Source organism: Mycolicibacterium arseniciresistens, assembly GCF_030519285.1.
GTDB classification, from domain to species: domain Bacteria; phylum Actinomycetota; class Actinomycetes; order Mycobacteriales; family Mycobacteriaceae; genus Mycobacterium; species Mycobacterium arseniciresistens.
The window spans coordinates 1-15,010 of the sequence record NZ_JAUMSQ010000094.1; the positions used below are offsets into that span (position 1 = coordinate 1).

A 15,010-nucleotide genomic window follows, 5' to 3' on the forward strand; every position below is an offset into this window, starting at 1 on the left:
GCCTCGTCGCGCAGCGGTTGACCGCGGTGGTCGGAGTGGCCTCGCGCAACCGCGACGCGCTGGCCGCCCAGCGTCAGATCCGGGCCGCGGGGCTGGCGCAGGCGCGCGAGGAGGTCACCCGGCTGAGCGCGAGGATCAGCTCGCTCACCGACGCCCTGCACCGCGACGAAGTCGCCAAAGCCCAAGCGGCACTGCGCATCGAGCAGCTGGAGTCACAGGTGCTCGAGCAGTTCGGGATGTCACCCGCGGACCTCGTCGCCGAGTACGGCCCGCAGGTGCCGCTGCCGCCGACGGAACTGGAGATGGCGGAGTTCGAACAGGCCCGGGAACGCGGGGAACAGGTGACCGCGCCCGCCCCGATGCCTTACGACCGGCCCACCCAGGAGCGGCGCGCCAAACGGGCCGAACGCGAACTCGCCGAACTCGGCCGGGTGAACCCGCTGGCGCTCGAGGAGTTCGCCGCGCTGGAGGAGCGCTACAACTTCCTGTCCACCCAGCTCGAGGACGTCAAGGCGGCCCGCAAGGACCTGCTGGACGTCATCGCCGACGTCGACGACCGCATCCTGCGGGTGTTCGCCGAGGCCTACTACGACGTGGAGCGTGAGTTCACGCAGGTCTTCGCGTCGCTGTTCCCCGGCGGCGAGGGCAGGCTGCTGCTGACCAACCCGGAGGACATGCTGACCACCGGCATCGAGGTGGAGGCGCGCCCGCCGGGCAAGAAGGTCAAGCGGCTGTCGCTGCTGTCCGGCGGGGAGAAGTCGCTGACCGCGGTGGCGATGCTGGTGGCGATCTTCCGGGCGCGTCCGTCGCCGTTCTACATCATGGACGAGGTCGAGGCCGCGCTCGACGACGTCAACCTGCGCCGCCTCCTCGGCCTCTTCGAGCAGCTCCGGGAGCGCTCGCAGCTGATCGTCATCACCCACCAGAAGCCGACCATGGAGATCGCCGACGCGCTCTACGGCGTCACCATGCAGGGCGACGGCATCACCCAGGTGATCAGCCAGCGCATGCGCGGCCAGGAAGTGACGGCCGGCGCCTCGACCTGACAGCGGTCGCCGCTAGACCTCTTCGACGCCCCGGCGGCGCAGCGAGGTCAGGGTGGCCGCGCCGCAGCCGTGCAGGCAGATCCGCAGCTCGTCGATGAAGCGGCGCAGCCAGTCCGTCGCGGCGTCCGCGGAGTCGATGGCCGGTTTCAGCAGCGGGCGCGCGACGGCCACCACATCGGCGCCCATCGCCAGCGCCTTGGCCGCGTCCATCCCGGTGCGGATGCCTCCGGAGGCGACGACCGGCACGTCGGGCAGCGTGCGGCGCACTTCGAGCAGCGCCCGGGCGGTCGGGATGCCCCAGTCGCCGAGGGCGGGGTGGCGGATCTCGCCGTAGCGCACCAACTGCTCGACGCGTGCCCACGAGGTGCCGCCGGCGCCCGCCACGTCCACCGCGGCGAGCCGGCAGTCCACCAGCTCGGCGGCCGCGGCCGCGCCGATGCCGTGGCCCACCTCCTTGAGCATCACCGGGTAGCCCAGGCTGCCCGTGACCTCGCGCAGCCGGGCGAGTGAACCGGAGAAGTCGGTGTCGCCCTCGTGCTGCATCGCCTCCTGCAACGGGTTGGTGTGCACGGCCAGTGCGTCGGCGCCCACCCGGTCCAGCACCCGGTGCAGGGCGGGGACCACGTCCGCGGTCAGCTGCGCCAGGCCGACGTTGCCGATCAGCAGTGCGTCCGGGGCGACATCGCGCACCGCGAAGCTGTCGGCGGCCGCGTCGTTGTCGAACATGATCCGCTGCGAGCCCAGCATCATGCCGACGCCGAGGCGGTGCGCGGCGGTGGCGAGATTGCGGTTGATGGTGCCCGACAGCTCGGCGCCGCCCGTCATCGCCCCGATCAGCACCGGGGCGGCCAGCGTCTTGCCGAGGAATTCGCAGGACAGGTCGATCCGGCCGAGGCTGGTCTGGGTCAGCGCGTTGTACGGCAGCCGGTAGCGCTCGAACCCGGTGGTGACGCCGTGATACTCGACGTCGCCGTCCAGGCAGACGTCGATGTGGCGGCGCTTGCGGGTCTCCATGCCCCCGGGGTCGGAATTCAACGGCCGGTCCCCCTGACACAATGGCGGGGTGACCCAAGGTGTGCCACTCGGAGTGTGGATCGCAATCGCGGTCATCGCCGTTCTGCTCGTCACTGCGCTCGTCGTCGGCCTGGTCCGATACCGGCGGAGACGGATCAGCCTGGCCGCACCCGACACTGCCACACCGCTGGACCGGTCCGGCGGATACACCGCCTCATCGGGCATCACGTTCACACAATCGTCAGCGCCGCCCGCCCCGCCGAAGGCGCCGCCCGAGCGGATCGACACCAGCGGACTGCCCGCCGTCGGCGACGACGCGACGGTGCCGCGGGACGCCCCGAAGCGCCCGATCGCCGATGTGCGGCTGCCGGAACCCGAAACCGTCACCGAGCCCGAGCCCGTCATCGAGCCCGCCGAGGCGCCCGAGCCCGAACCGGAACCGGCCGCTGAACCCGAACCGGTGCTCGACGTCATCGCACCCGCCGACGGCAGGCTCGACCGGCTGCGGGGGCGGCTGGCGAAGTCGCAGAACGCCCTCGGCCGCAGCATGCTCGGCCTGCTGGGCGGCGGGGATCTCGACGAGGACTCCTGGGAGGCCGTCGAGGACACGCTGCTGATCGCGGACCTCGGCCCGGTCGTCACCGAGTCGGTGGTCGCCGCGCTGCGCACCCGGATGGCCGCCGCCAACGTCCGCTCCGAGGCCGACGCCCGCGCGGTGCTGCGCGACGTGCTGATCACCGAACTGCAGCCCGGCCTCGACCGGTCGATCCGGGCGCTGCCGCACGCGGACAAGCCGTCGGTGCTGCTCGTCGTCGGCGTCAACGGCACCGGCAAGACCACCACGGTCGGCAAGCTGGCCCGCGTGCTGGTGGCCGACGGGCGCCGGGTGGTGCTCGGCGCCGCCGACACGTTCCGGGCTGCCGCGGCCGACCAGCTGCAGACCTGGGCGTCGCGGGTGGGCGCCGACGTGGTGCGCGGGCCCGAGAACGCCGATCCGGCGTCGGTGGCGTTCGACGCCGTCGACAAGGGCATCGCTACCGGCGCCGACGTCGTGGTGATCGACACCGCGGGCCGGCTACACACCAAGACCGGCCTGATGGACGAGCTCGGCAAGGTCAAGCGGGTGGTCGAGAAGCGGGCCTCCGTCGACGAGGTGCTGCTCGTGCTCGACGCCACCATCGGGCAGAACAGCCTGCCTCAGGCCCGGGTGTTCGCCGAGGTGGTCAACATCACCGGGGTGGTGCTGACCAAACTCGACGGCACCGCCAAGGGCGGGATCGTGTTCCGCGTGCAGCAGGAACTCGGCGTGCCGGTCAAGCTCGTCGGCCTCGGCGAGGGTCCCGACGACCTGGCGCCGTTCGAGCCAGGGGCCTTCGTCGACGCGCTGCTCGGCTGACGCGAGAAGCACGAAAGTCCACGAAGTAACACCGCCGAAACGTCGACCGCCCATCCGTTCACACGAGCGAAACACTCCTGCGTCTTCGCGGAAACAACCACTGCGCATTGTCTTGGACCAGGTCAACGGTTGTGAATCCTTGCGGCCGTGGCATGTCGAAGGAGGAAACTGCGAGTGGACCAATTCCCGACGATGGGTATACCGGACACCGGTGATACGGCGTGGATGTTGATAAGCGCTGCCATGGTGCTCCTGATGACCCCCGGTCTGGCGTTCTTCTACGGCGGCATGGTCCGCGCCAAGAGCGTCCTCAACATGATCATGATGAGCGTCAGCGCGATGGGCGTCGTGACCGTGCTCTGGGTGCTGTACGGCTACTCGCTTGCCTTCGGCAACGACGTGGGCAACCTGTTCGGCGACCCGACGCAGTTCTTCGGACTCAAGGGCCTCATCGGCGGCAATGCCGCGGAGGCCGTGGTCGAGGACCCGGGTGCGGGCATCGAGGCCGCCGAGGTGGTCAACATCCCGCTGGTGTTCACCTTCCCGGCGACGGTGTTCGTGGCCTTCCAGCTGATGTTCGCGATCATCACCGTCGCGCTGATCTCCGGCGCGGTGGCCGATCGCATCAAGTTCAGCGGCTGGCTGCTGTTCGTCGCGCTGTGGGTGACGGTGGTGTACTTCCCCGTCGCGCACTGGGTGTTCTCCTTCGACGGCGGCACCGCCGAGACCGGCGGCTGGATCGCCAACAAGCTGGCCGCCATCGACTTCGCCGGTGGCACAGCCGTTCACATCAACGCCGGTATCGCCGGTCTGGTGCTGGCGGTCATCCTCGGCAAGCGCAGGGGATGGCCGGGCACGCCGATGCGGCCGCACAACCTGCCGTTCGTGATGCTGGGCGCCGGGCTGCTGTGGTTCGGCTGGTACGGCTTCAACGCCGGTTCTGCGACCGCTGCAGGCGGCCTCGCCGGCTCCACCTTCGTCACCACCACGGTGGCCACCGCGATGGCCATGCTGGCCTGGCTGCTCACCGAGCGGATCCGCGACGGCAAGGCCACCTCGCTGGGTGCGGCGTCGGGCATCGTCGCCGGCCTGGTGGCGATCACACCGTCCTGCTCGTCGGTCAACGTGCTCGGCGCGCTGGTCATCGGAGCGGTCGCGGGCGTGCTGTGCGCCCTGGCGGTGGGCCTGAAATACAAACTGGGCTACGACGACTCGCTCGACGTGGTCGGTGTCCACCTGGTCGGTGGTCTGGTCGGCACGCTGCTGATCGGGCTGGTCGCCGCCCCGGAGACCGGTGCCGGTGTCGCAGGCTTGTTCTACGGCGGAGGCGTCGACCAGTTGTGGCGCCAGGCGGTCGGTGCAGGGGCGGTTCTGGTCTACAGCGGAATCGCTACCGCTATCTTGGCTCTGATAGTCAAGTTCACCGTGGGCCTGCGGCTCAGCGAGGAAGATGAATCGACTGGACCGGACGAGGCCGAGCATGCCGAGACCGGCTACGACTTCGCGACAGTCGGAGCGGGCTCGACTCTGGGTCGTCACCCCGGCGTGGAGGGATAGGGAAACATGAAGCTGATTACTGCGATCGTCAAGCCGTTCACGCTGGAAGACGTCAAGACCGGCCTGGAGCAGACGGGCATCCTCGGGATGACCGTCAGCGAGGTGCAGGGGTACGGCCGTCAGAAGGGTCACACCGAGGTCTACCGAGGTGCCGAGTACTCCGTCGACTTCGTGCCGAAGGTACGTGTCGAGGTCGTGGTCGACGACTCCGCGGTCGACAAGGTCGTCGACGTCATCGTGCAGGCAGCGCGTACCGGCAAGATCGGTGACGGCAAGGTGTGGGTGAGTCCCGTGGACACCGTGGTGCGGGTGCGCACCGGTGAGCGGGGCGCCGACGCCCTCTAGAGACCGATCGAGTCGTCGTCTCCCGGCCGAGCACCGTGAGCGTTGAACTAGCTGGGCCGGGAGGACACTCGAAATGACCGATCAGACATCAGATTCCGCCGCCGGAGCCCCTCGTTGGGTGGCTCCGGCGGCGGGCTCGTCCCGACCGGCGACGGACCTCGTCAGCGCGTCGGCGCAGCTGATCGCCGGTGGCACACGCCCGTTGGACACCGTCGCACTGCGCGACGCGCTGCTCGACCTGCACGAGTTCTGGCTCAGCACCAAGGCCACCGAGATCGGGATCACCGCCACCAGCGGTTTCGCCATCGTGGCGACGGGCGGGCTGGGACGCGGTGAACTGCTGCCGTACTCCGACCTCGACCTGATGCTGCTGCACGACAACATGCCCGCCGACGTGGTCGGCCAGGTCGCCGAGCTGTTGTGGTACCCGTTGTGGGACGCCAACATCCGGATCGACCACAGCGTGCGCACGGTGCCCGAGGCGCTGAAGGTGGCCGGCGAGGACATCTCCGCGGGCCTGGCCATGCTCGACGCCCGGCACATCGCCGGCGATGCCGACCTGTCGTCGCTGCTCATCGGCGGTGCCCGCAGGCAGTGGCGCACCGGCATCGCGCCCCGGTTCGGCGAACTCGTCGAGCACACCAGGGCACGGTGGCAGCGCAGCGGACAGATCGCGCACCGCGCCGAGCCCGACCTCAAGTCCGGCCGCGGCGGCCTGCGGGACGTCCAGCTCCTCAACGCGCTGGCGATCGCGCAGCTGGCCGACGTCTACCCGAGCCGGTCGCTGGCCTCGCCCACCGGCTCGCTGGGTGAGGCGCACATGGCGCTGCTCAACGTGCGCACCGAACTGCACCGGGTCTCCGGGCGCGGCCGCGAGACGCTGCTGGCCCAGCACGCCGACGAGATCGGCGCTGCCCTGCGGATCGGCGACCGGTTCGACCTGGCCCGCATGCTTTCCGACGCGGCGCGCACTGTCAGCTACTACGTCGACGCCGGCGTGCGCACCGCCGCCAACGCACTGCCGAAGCGGGGTTTCGCGGCGCTGCGCCGGCCCGTGCGACGGCCGCTCGACGAGGGCGTCATCGAGTACGCCGGCGAGGTGATCCTGGCCCGCGACGCGCGCCCGGAACGCGACCCCGGACTGATCCTGCGGGTCGCCGCGGCGTCGGCCACCACGGGGCTGCCGATGGCGGTGTCGACCTTGAGCCGGCTCGCGCTGAACGCGCCGGAGCTGCGCACGCCGTGGCCCGGCCAGGCGCTCAAGGACCTGCTGGTGATGCTGGCGGCCGGCCCGAGCGCGGTCGCGACCATCGAGGCGCTCGACCGGACGGGGCTGTGGGGGCGGCTGTTCCCCGAATGGGGCGCGGTGCGCGACCTCCCGCCGCGCGACGTCGTGCACATCTGGACGGTCGACCGTCACCTCGTGGAGACGGTGTCGCGCGCGAGCGCCTTCACCACCCGGGTGTCTCGCCCGGACCTGCTGCTGCTCGGTGCGCTGTGCCATGACATCGGCAAGGGCCGCGGCGGTGACCACAGCGTGATCGGCGCCGAACTGGCCAATCAGATCGGCACGCGACTCGGGTTGTGGCCCAGCGACATCGACGTGCTGTCCACGATGGTGCGCTACCACCTGCTGCTGCCCGACACCGCGACCCGCCGCGACCTGCAGGACCCGAAGACCATCGACGCCGTGGTGGACAAGCTGGGCGGCGACCTGGTGGTACTCGAACTGCTGCACGTGCTGGCGGAGGCGGACTCGCTGGCCACCGGTCCCGGCGTGTGGGGTGACTGGAAGGCGTCGCTGATCGGCGACCTGGTCCGGCGGTGCCGGCTGGTGATGGCCGGGGAGCCACTGCCCAAGCCGGATCCCGTTGACCCGCACCACCTTCAGCTGGCCAGCGAGGTCGGCGTGCATGTCGAGATGACGGCGGGGGACAGCCCGCACATCTACCACGTCACCATGATCGCGCCGGACCGCCGCGGCCTGCTGTCCAAGGCGGCCGGCGTGCTGGCACTGAATTCGCTGCGGGTGCACTCGGCGTCGGTCAACAGTCATGCGGGCTCGGCCATCAACACCTTCGTGGTGTCACCGCACTTCGGGACGCCGCCGGCGGCCGAACTCCTGCGTCAGCAGTTCATCCTGGCCCTCGACGGCGATCTGGACGTGCTGGCGTCGCTGGACAAGCGGGACCGCGAGGCGGCGCAGCACGGCACCGCGCGGGCGGGTGAGGTGGTAGCCGCGGTGCCGGGCAACCAGGTGCCCGCCCCGCCGCGGGTGCTGTGGTCCGAGGGAGCCACCGCGGGCGAGCTGATCGTGCAGATCCGCAGCACCGACCGCGCCGGCCTGCTGGCAAGGCTGACCGCGGTGTTCGAGCGCGACGGCGTCGACATCGCGTGGGCGAAGGTCACCACGCTGGGCTCGTCGGTGGTCGACGCGTTCTGCATCGTCGTGCCCGCCATGGCCGTCGACGAGGGGGCAGGGGCGCAGCGGGTGCGCGAGGAACTCGAACACGATCTCTACGGAGTGCTGCCCACGCCGCCGCCGGCCAAGAAGGTGTCCGAGGCCAGTTAGACCGACGGCCATGCGCAACCCGCTGTCGGCTACCCGGAGGCACAGATGACGGTGTGGATCAGCAGGCGGCCGGACCGCGACGTGGCCTCGGAACTGGCCGCGGGCCGCGGGCCGCTGGCGGGGATCCGGCTGGCGGTCATGGACGACGTGGATGTCGCGGGCCTGCCCACCACGGCGGCATGCCCCGAGTTCACGTACCTACCCGACCGGGACGCGGCCGCGGTGACGGCGCTGCGGGCCGCAGGCGCGGTCGTGGTGGGCAAGACGAACATGGACCAGTTCGTCAGCGGCGGTGCGGGTTCCGGCGCGGCGGTGGCCGTCGCCGCGGGTGACGCCGACATCGCGATCGTCAGCGGTGCGGCGGAATCCGGCCGCATCCCGGCCGCGATGCAGGGCATCGTGGCGATCACGCCGACCAGTGGCGTCCTCAGCACCGAGGGCGTGGTGCCGGCCCACGAGCCCCGCGTCTCACTCCTCGCGTCCGGAATCGCGCTCGCCGACCGTGCGATGGCGGTGCTGGCCGCCGAACCCGGTGATCGCCGCTGGCCTGCGGACACCCGGCTGGCCGCGCCACCGAACCCGGTGGTCGCCGTCCCGCGCGATCTGTCTGCGCCGGATCCGACGTGGCGCGAGGCGTTCGCGCGTGCCGTTGGAACGCTGTCGGATGCGGGCGCCGCGATCGTCGAACTCGACGTCGGCCCGTTCCTCGCCGCGGGTGCGCCGGCCGCCGCCGTCACCGGCTCCCGCGACAGAACCGCACACGAGGTGAACCGCGACCGCGCCGAGGTCTTCAGGCTCCGGCGGCTGGCACTGGCGGCGCTCGAGGGCGCGGACGTCCTGCTGGTGCCGACGGCGCCGACGCACCCCCGGATCGACGAGGCGGCCGCCGACCCGGTGGGCGTCGACGCCGCGCTGGGGACTTTCACCGATTTCTGCGACGTGTTCGACATGTGTGGTGTCGCGGTCCCGGCAGGCACCGCGAGCGACGCGCAGTTCGGGGTGACCGTGCTGGCCCGGGCGTTCGAGGATGCCGTCGCCCTCGACGTCGCGACGATGCTGACCGGCGGCTCGGCGCCCGTCGACGTATGGCCACTGGCGGCCCTGCACTGCGTGGAACTTGTGGTGTTCGGCGCCCATCTGCGCGGCGGCCCGCTGGCGCACCAACTCACCGACCGAGGCGCGCGCTTCGCCGGGGAGATCGCCACCGCGCCGCGCTACCGGATGACCGCCCTGGACACCGCGCCCCCGAAGCCCGCCGTCACCCGGGTGCGCGACGGCACACCTGGCTCGGCGCTGACCGGACACCGATGGCTGCTGTCGACCGGCGCGCTCGGGGCGTTCCTCGCGGCGCTGCCCGCGCCGATGCAGCTGGGCAAGGTCGAGATGGCCGACGGCACCTGGCGCACGGGGTTCGGCTGCGACGGCGAGGCCGCCGCGGCGGGCACCGACCTCAGCGGCTACGGCAGCTGGACCGCGGCGCTGGCACAGGGGGCGGTCGGCTGAGCGCAACCGCTCTGCTGAGACCCTCACGACCCGGTTAGGCTGGACGTCGTGTTTGAATCCCTGTCCGACCGGTTGACCGGCGCCCTGCAGGGCCTGCGGGGCAAAGGGCGGCTCACCGACGCCGACATCGACGCCACCACCCGGGAGATCCGGCTGGCCCTGCTGGAGGCCGACGTCTCGCTGCCCGTGGTGCGGGCCTTCGTGGCGCGCATCAAGGAGCGGGCCAAGGGCGCGGAGGTCTCGGCCGCCCTGAACCCGGCCCAGCAGGTCGTCAAGATCGTCAACGAGGAGCTGATCGGCATCCTCGGCGGCGAGACCCGCCAGCTGAGATTCGCCAAGACCCCGCCGACCGTGATCATGCTCGCCGGCCTGCAGGGTTCCGGTAAGACCACACTCGCCGGCAAGCTCGCGAAATGGCTTCGCGGACAGGGGCATACGCCACTGCTGGTGGCCTGCGACCTGCAGCGGCCCGGTGCGGTCAACCAGCTGCAGATCGTCGGCGAACGCGCCGGTGTGCAGGTGTTCGCACCGCACCCCGGCACCGCCCCCGGCGCGCCCGAGGTCAAGGGCACCGCCGACCCGGTGGCCGTCGCGGCGGCCGGCCTGGCCGAGGCGAGGGCCAAGCACTACGACGTGGTCGTCGTCGACACCGCCGGCCGGCTGGGCATCGACGACGAGCTGATGGGTCAGGCGGCGGCGATCCGCAGTGCGGTCGACCCGGACGAGGTGCTGTTCGTCCTGGACGCCATGATCGGCCAGGACGCGGTCGCCACCGCCGAGGCGTTCCGCGAGGGCGTCGGATTCACCGGCGTGGTGCTCACCAAGCTCGACGGCGACGCCCGCGGTGGCGCCGCGCTGTCGGTGCGCGAGGTGACCGGCGTGCCGATCCTCTTCGCGTCCAGCGGCGAGAAGCTCGAGGACTTCGACGTCTTCCACCCCGACCGGATGGCCAGCCGCATCCTCGGCATGGGCGACGTGCTCAGCCTGATCGAGGCCGCCGAACAGCACTTCGACGCCGAGCAGGCCGAGGCGGCCGCCGCCAAGATCGGCAGCGGTGAGCTCACGCTGGAGGACTTCCTCGAGCAGATGCTGGCGATCCGGAAGATGGGGCCGATCGGCAACCTGCTGGGCATGCTGCCGGGCGCGGGTCAGATGAAGGACGCGCTGGCCGCGGTCGACGACAGCCAACTGGACCGCGTGCAGGCCATCATTCGCGGCATGACACCCGCCGAACGGGCCGATCCGAAGATCATCAACGGCTCCCGCCGGCTGCGCATCGCCAACGGGTCCGGGGTGTCCGTCGGCGAGGTCAACCAGCTCGTCGACCGGTTCTTCGACGCCCGCAAGATGATGTCGCAGATGGCCGGCCAGATGGGCATGCCGTTCGCGCGCAAGGCCAACAACCGCAAGGGCGGCAAGAACACCAAGAAGAAGGGCAAGAAGGGCGGCCGCGGGCCCACCCAGCCCAAGGCGCGCAACCCGCTGGGCGCCGGGATGCCCGGCATGCCCGCCGGATTCCCCGACCTGTCGAACATGCCGAAGGGATTGGACGAGCTGCCGCCCGGCCTCGCCGACATCGACCTGTCCAAGCTGAAGTTCCCGAAGAATTGACCGCGGAATCCACGCGCCTGCACGTCAGGGGCCGCGGACTCCCGGACGGGCAGCCGGTCGAGTGGTGGATCGTCGACGGTGTGCTGAGCGCCGACCCGGTCCCGGGTGCGGAGACGGTGTTCGGCGCCAACGGTGCGCAGGGCTGGATCCTGCCCGGGCTGGTCGACGCGCACTGCCATGTGGGGTTGGGTCCCGGCGGCGCCGTCGACGCCGACGAGACGATCGCCCAGGCCGAGACCGAGCGTGAAACCGGCGCACTGCTGCTGCGCGACTGCGGTTCACCGGTGGACACCCGCAGCCTCGACGACCGCGCTGACCTGCCCCGGATCATCCGTGCGGGACGGCACCTGGCGAAGCCGAAGCGCTACATCCCCGGCCTGCCGATCGACATCGAGGACGAGTCGCAGCTGCCCGACGCGGTGGCGGCGCAGGCCCGCTTCGGTGACGGCTGGGTGAAGCTGGTCGGCGACTGGATCGACCGGTCCGTCGGCGACCTGGCGCCGCTGTGGTCCGACGAGGTGCTGGTCGCGGCCATCGGCGCGGCGCACGCCGAGGGGGCGCGCGTCACCGCCCACGTGTTCGGTGAGGACGCCCTGCCGGGCCTGATCAAGGCCGGCATCGACTGCATCGAGCACGGCACCGGGGTCACCGACGACATCATCGCGTTGATGGTGGAGCACGACACCGCGCTGGTGCCGACGCTGATCAACATCGAGAACTTCCCCGGCATCGCCGACGCCGCGGGCAAGTACCCGACCTACGCCGCGCACATGCGGGATCTGCACGCCAAGTGCGACCAGCGGGTGGGCGCGGCACGTGAGGCGGGCGTGCGGATCTACGCGGGCACCGACGCCGGCGGGATGATCGCCCACGGCCGCATCGCTGACGAGGTGGACGCGCTGAAGCGGATCGGCATGAGCCCCACCGATGCGCTCGGCGCGGCGAGCTGGGCGGCTCGTGAATGGCTGGGCAGGCCCGGTCTGGTCGCGGGTGAATCGGCCGACCTGGTCTGCTACTCCATTGATCCGCGCTCCGGCGCCGCGGTGCTGAACAGCCCCGACCTCATCATCCTGCGTGGCCGCGCTTTCTGATCTTGCGTTGACTCTGCATCCAGGGTGCACGCCACTCGCACATTCGCGCCCTGAGCGCATAGTCAACGCAGGTGGGGACTACGCCGCCTGCGCGAAGCCCCAGTCGAACAGGCCGATCGCCTGCCCGTAGAGGTCCCCGCTGCCATACATCTGCACCACCACCAGGCGACGGTTGCCCCGCTGTGCGGCGCCGACGTAGGTCTTGCGGGCGAGGTTCGTGAAGCCGGTCTTGCCGCCGAGGTCGCCCGGGTAGCGGCTCAGCAGTTCGTTCTGGTTGGTGATCGTCTTGCCCGGGAACTGCGCCGACGGCTGCCGCATGATGTGGGCGATCAGCGGATAGCGCAGCGCCGCCCGGGTGATCAACGCGAGATCATGCGCGGTGGTGATCGATTCCCATCCTGGGCCGTCGAGTCCCGACGGCGACGACGCCCTCGTGCTGCGCGCACCGACACTCGCGGCCTTGCGGTTCATCGCCGCCACCGCGACCCGCTGGCCGCCGAGCATGTCGGCCAGCATGTTCGCCGCATCGTTGCCCGACACCATCAGCAGCGCCTCGAGCAATTGGCGGGTGGTGTACGGCTGGCCCGGTTTCAGTCCGACACAAGAACATTCGACCTGGGTGTGCGACTGGTTGGCGCGGGCGAAGTTGTCCGGTCGCAGATGGTCGAGCACCACCGTGGCCAGCAGGATCTTGATGGTGCTGGCCGGCGCATGCGGCTCATGAGGGTTGCGGCCGGCCAGTACCCGCCCGGAGTCCAGATCGGCGAGCAGCCACGACTGTGCCGGGCCTTCGGGCAGCGACACCGCACCCGCGGGCGCCACCCCGACGGGATCCGCAGCGGCGGCGGGGACGGGCACCACCGCCAGTATCGGGACGGCGAGCGCCGCTACCAGCGTGCGCGCCCAGGAACGCTCGCGCGACGTGGCCACGGCCGCCGAGCGTAGTGTTGCCGCCGCATCGAATCCGTCTCGAAGCCATTGCAGCTCGGTGTCGACAGGTGTGAGGACGCCGGCCGGTGGTTACAGCGCGCCGACTCCGGCGTCGCGGTTGAGCGCGAAACCCCAATCCAGTAGGGCCGCGGCCTGATCCCAGTACGTCGGCCCGCCCTCTTTGACGAGTCCGTACATCATTGCGACCACCAGCCTGCGGCCGTCGCGCTGCGCGGCGCCCACGAAGGTCTTGCGCGCGATGTCGGTGAAACCGGTCTTGCCGCCGATGGCACCGGGGTAGCGGTGCAGCAGTTCGTCCTGGTTGACCAGCACGGCGTCGCCGGCCTTGGTGAAGAACACCGTCGACGGCATCGCAGTGATCTGTGCGAACACCGGGTAGGCCATCGCCGCCCGGAAGATGACCGCGAGGTCGTGCGGCGTCGACCAGAACGGCATGCCGGGGCCGTCCAGTCCGGACGGGGTGACCGCGTTGGTGCCGTGCGCACCGAGCGAGGCCGCCTTGGCGTTCATCTTCGCGACCGCGGCGTCGGCGCCACCGAGCATCCGGGCCAGCGTGTTGGCCGCGTCGTTCCCGGACACCAGCAGCAGCGCCTCCAGCAGCTGACGGGCGGTGTAGACGTGGCCGGGCTGCACACCGGCGCAGTTGCACTCGACCCTGGTGTCGGCCTCGTCGGCGACGATCGTCGAGTCCAGTGGCACCTCGTCGAGCACCACCTGCGCCAGCAGCACCTTGATGGTGCTGGCGGGGGCGTAGCGGGTGTTCTGCTCGCGGCCGGCGAGCACGCGGCCGGTATCCATGTCGGCCACCACCCAGGCCTGGGCGGGTCCGTCCGGGATGGGCAGCGAACCCGTCGGCTGGCTGACGCCCACCGCGGGCACGGCCGAGGCCGTCACCGTGGTCGTCGTCGCGCTCGATGCGAACAGACACAGCGCGGCCGTCACGGCCGCCAACAGCCTCCCCATGGGCGGTGAGCCTAACCCGACGGTTGCGGGTGATTCCACATCCGGTCGCAGACGGGCGCCGGGACGGGCAGCGCGGACTCCGGCAGCGGCGGCACCGCCGACAGCAACGGGTTCCTGTCCCTGCGCGCACCCGCCTCCCGGCCCTGACCCCAGCCGACCATCCGCCGGTACCCGCCGAGCAGGCCGGACCGGGCGACCGCGTCTTCGTCGGCGTGCGGGCTGTCCGCCCCGACGGGCGTCGCCGCGGGGGACACGTAGAGGGCGTCGGTGGGGCAGTACGCCTCGCACATGAAGCAGGTCTGGCAGTCGCCCTGACGGGCGATCGTCGGCACCCCGTCCGGCCCGCGGTCGAAGACGTCGGTGGGGCAGACCTTGATGCAGATGTCGCAGGCGATGCACGCCTGCGCGCTGACGATCTCGATCACGCGCAGGCCCCCGCCGCCACCGGGGCGGCCGCGAACCGCGGTGCGACCGGATCGATGGCCGTCCACACCTCGTCGAGACCGCCGACGAGGATGCGGTGCGCGAACGCCGGCGAGGTGTCGGGGAGGTCTTCGCGGCGGTGCAGGCCGCGGGTCTCCTGCCGCACCAGTGACGCCGCGGTGATCCAGCGGGCGGTCGCCACCAGCGCGACGGCCTGCCGCGCCTTGTAACCCTCTCGGTCGGGCAGCGGCGCCAGGCCGCCGGACACGTCGCGCCACAGCGTCTCCAGCGCCGCCGCCGACTCGCGGAGCCGGTCCGCGGACTTCAGGTAGCTGCGTAGCGGCGGCAGGATGTGCGACTGCACCGCGCGCACCACCTCATCGGCGGTGGGTACACCGCTGCCGCCGCGGACGGACCCGGGCGTCGATGCGGCCGGCGCGGCCCTGCGGCGCCTGCTGAACTCGGCGGCGCCGCGCCCCGCGAACGTCCCGGAGGCGATCGCCCATGACCCGTTGCGGCTGCCGCCACCGCTGACCGC

Annotated in this window: 12 protein-coding genes and 1 pseudogene; 8 read left to right on the forward strand and 5 right to left on the reverse strand. The window is 71.2% G+C overall.

Translation table 11 applies throughout. The features are described from left to right. The coding region (locus tag Q2100_RS14200; RefSeq protein ID WP_302914588.1) for an AAA family ATPase at nt 1-1,046 on the forward strand (1,046 nt) is incomplete at its 5' end. A 12-nt stretch (nt 1,047-1,058) separates the two neighbouring features. Here Q2100_RS14200 and fni read toward each other — a convergent pair. Continuing rightward, entirely contained in the window at nt 1,059-2,060 is a 1,002-nt protein-coding gene (gene fni / locus Q2100_RS14205; RefSeq protein WP_302914589.1) for a type 2 isopentenyl-diphosphate Delta-isomerase, read from the reverse strand. Between the two features lie 49 nt (nt 2,061-2,109). Between fni and ftsY the strand changes: the two genes are divergently transcribed. From ftsY to Q2100_RS14240, 7 genes are all read left to right on the forward strand, one after another. Further along, nucleotides 2,110-3,456: a signal recognition particle-docking protein FtsY gene (gene ftsY, locus Q2100_RS14210; RefSeq protein WP_302914590.1), complete on the forward strand. Its 1,347-nt coding sequence runs from the start codon at nt 2,110-2,112 to the stop codon at nt 3,454-3,456. 192 nt (nt 3,457-3,648) lie between these two features. Further along, entirely contained in the window at nt 3,649-5,013 is a 1,365-nt protein-coding gene (locus Q2100_RS14215; protein ID WP_302914596.1) for an ammonium transporter, read from the forward strand. A 6-nt stretch (nt 5,014-5,019) separates the two neighbouring features. Next, complete coding sequence (locus Q2100_RS14220; protein ID WP_003881099.1) at nt 5,020-5,358, forward strand: P-II family nitrogen regulator; 339 nt, start codon at nt 5,020-5,022, stop codon at nt 5,356-5,358. A 73-nt stretch (nt 5,359-5,431) separates the two neighbouring features. Then, the gene (locus Q2100_RS14225) at nt 5,432-7,930 is read left to right on the forward strand and encodes a [protein-PII] uridylyltransferase (RefSeq protein ID WP_302914591.1); all 2,499 of its coding nucleotides are present in this window, start codon (nt 5,432-5,434) and stop codon (nt 7,928-7,930) included. Nucleotides 7,931-7,975: 45 nt separating this feature from the next. Further along, nucleotides 7,976-9,433: an allophanate hydrolase-related protein gene (locus Q2100_RS14230; protein ID WP_302914592.1), complete on the forward strand. Its 1,458-nt coding sequence runs from the start codon at nt 7,976-7,978 to the stop codon at nt 9,431-9,433. Between the two features lie 48 nt (nt 9,434-9,481). Continuing rightward, entirely contained in the window at nt 9,482-11,044 is a 1,563-nt protein-coding gene (ffh, locus tag Q2100_RS14235) for a signal recognition particle protein (RefSeq protein ID WP_302914593.1), read from the forward strand. Beyond that, nucleotides 11,041-12,135, forward strand: coding sequence for an amidohydrolase family protein (locus Q2100_RS14240; RefSeq protein WP_302914594.1), 1,095 nt, complete (start codon nt 11,041-11,043; stop codon nt 12,133-12,135). The genes ffh and Q2100_RS14240 overlap by 4 nt, the downstream gene beginning before the upstream one ends. A gap of 78 nt (nt 12,136-12,213) precedes the next feature. Here Q2100_RS14240 and Q2100_RS14245 read toward each other — a convergent pair whose 3' ends face one another. From Q2100_RS14245 to Q2100_RS14260, 4 genes and pseudogenes are all read right to left on the reverse strand, one after another. Beyond that, nucleotides 12,214-13,005, reverse strand: a complete 792-nt coding sequence (locus tag Q2100_RS14245; RefSeq protein WP_407667625.1) for a D-alanyl-D-alanine carboxypeptidase family protein — start codon at nt 13,003-13,005, stop codon at nt 12,214-12,216. Nucleotides 13,006-13,155: 150 nt separating this feature from the next. Continuing rightward, on the reverse strand, nt 13,156-14,049 hold the full coding sequence (locus Q2100_RS14250) for a D-alanyl-D-alanine carboxypeptidase family protein (RefSeq protein WP_302914595.1): 894 nt from the start codon (nt 14,047-14,049) through the stop codon (nt 13,156-13,158). An 11-nt stretch (nt 14,050-14,060) separates the two neighbouring features. Beyond that, complete coding sequence (locus Q2100_RS14255) at nt 14,061-14,474, reverse strand: 4Fe-4S dicluster domain-containing protein (protein WP_264011396.1); 414 nt, start codon at nt 14,472-14,474, stop codon at nt 14,061-14,063. After that, a pseudogene (locus tag Q2100_RS14260) lies at nt 14,471-15,010 on the reverse strand (pyridine nucleotide-disulfide oxidoreductase); the annotation flags it as partial. The pseudogene Q2100_RS14260 and the gene Q2100_RS14255, both read right to left, overlap by 4 nt.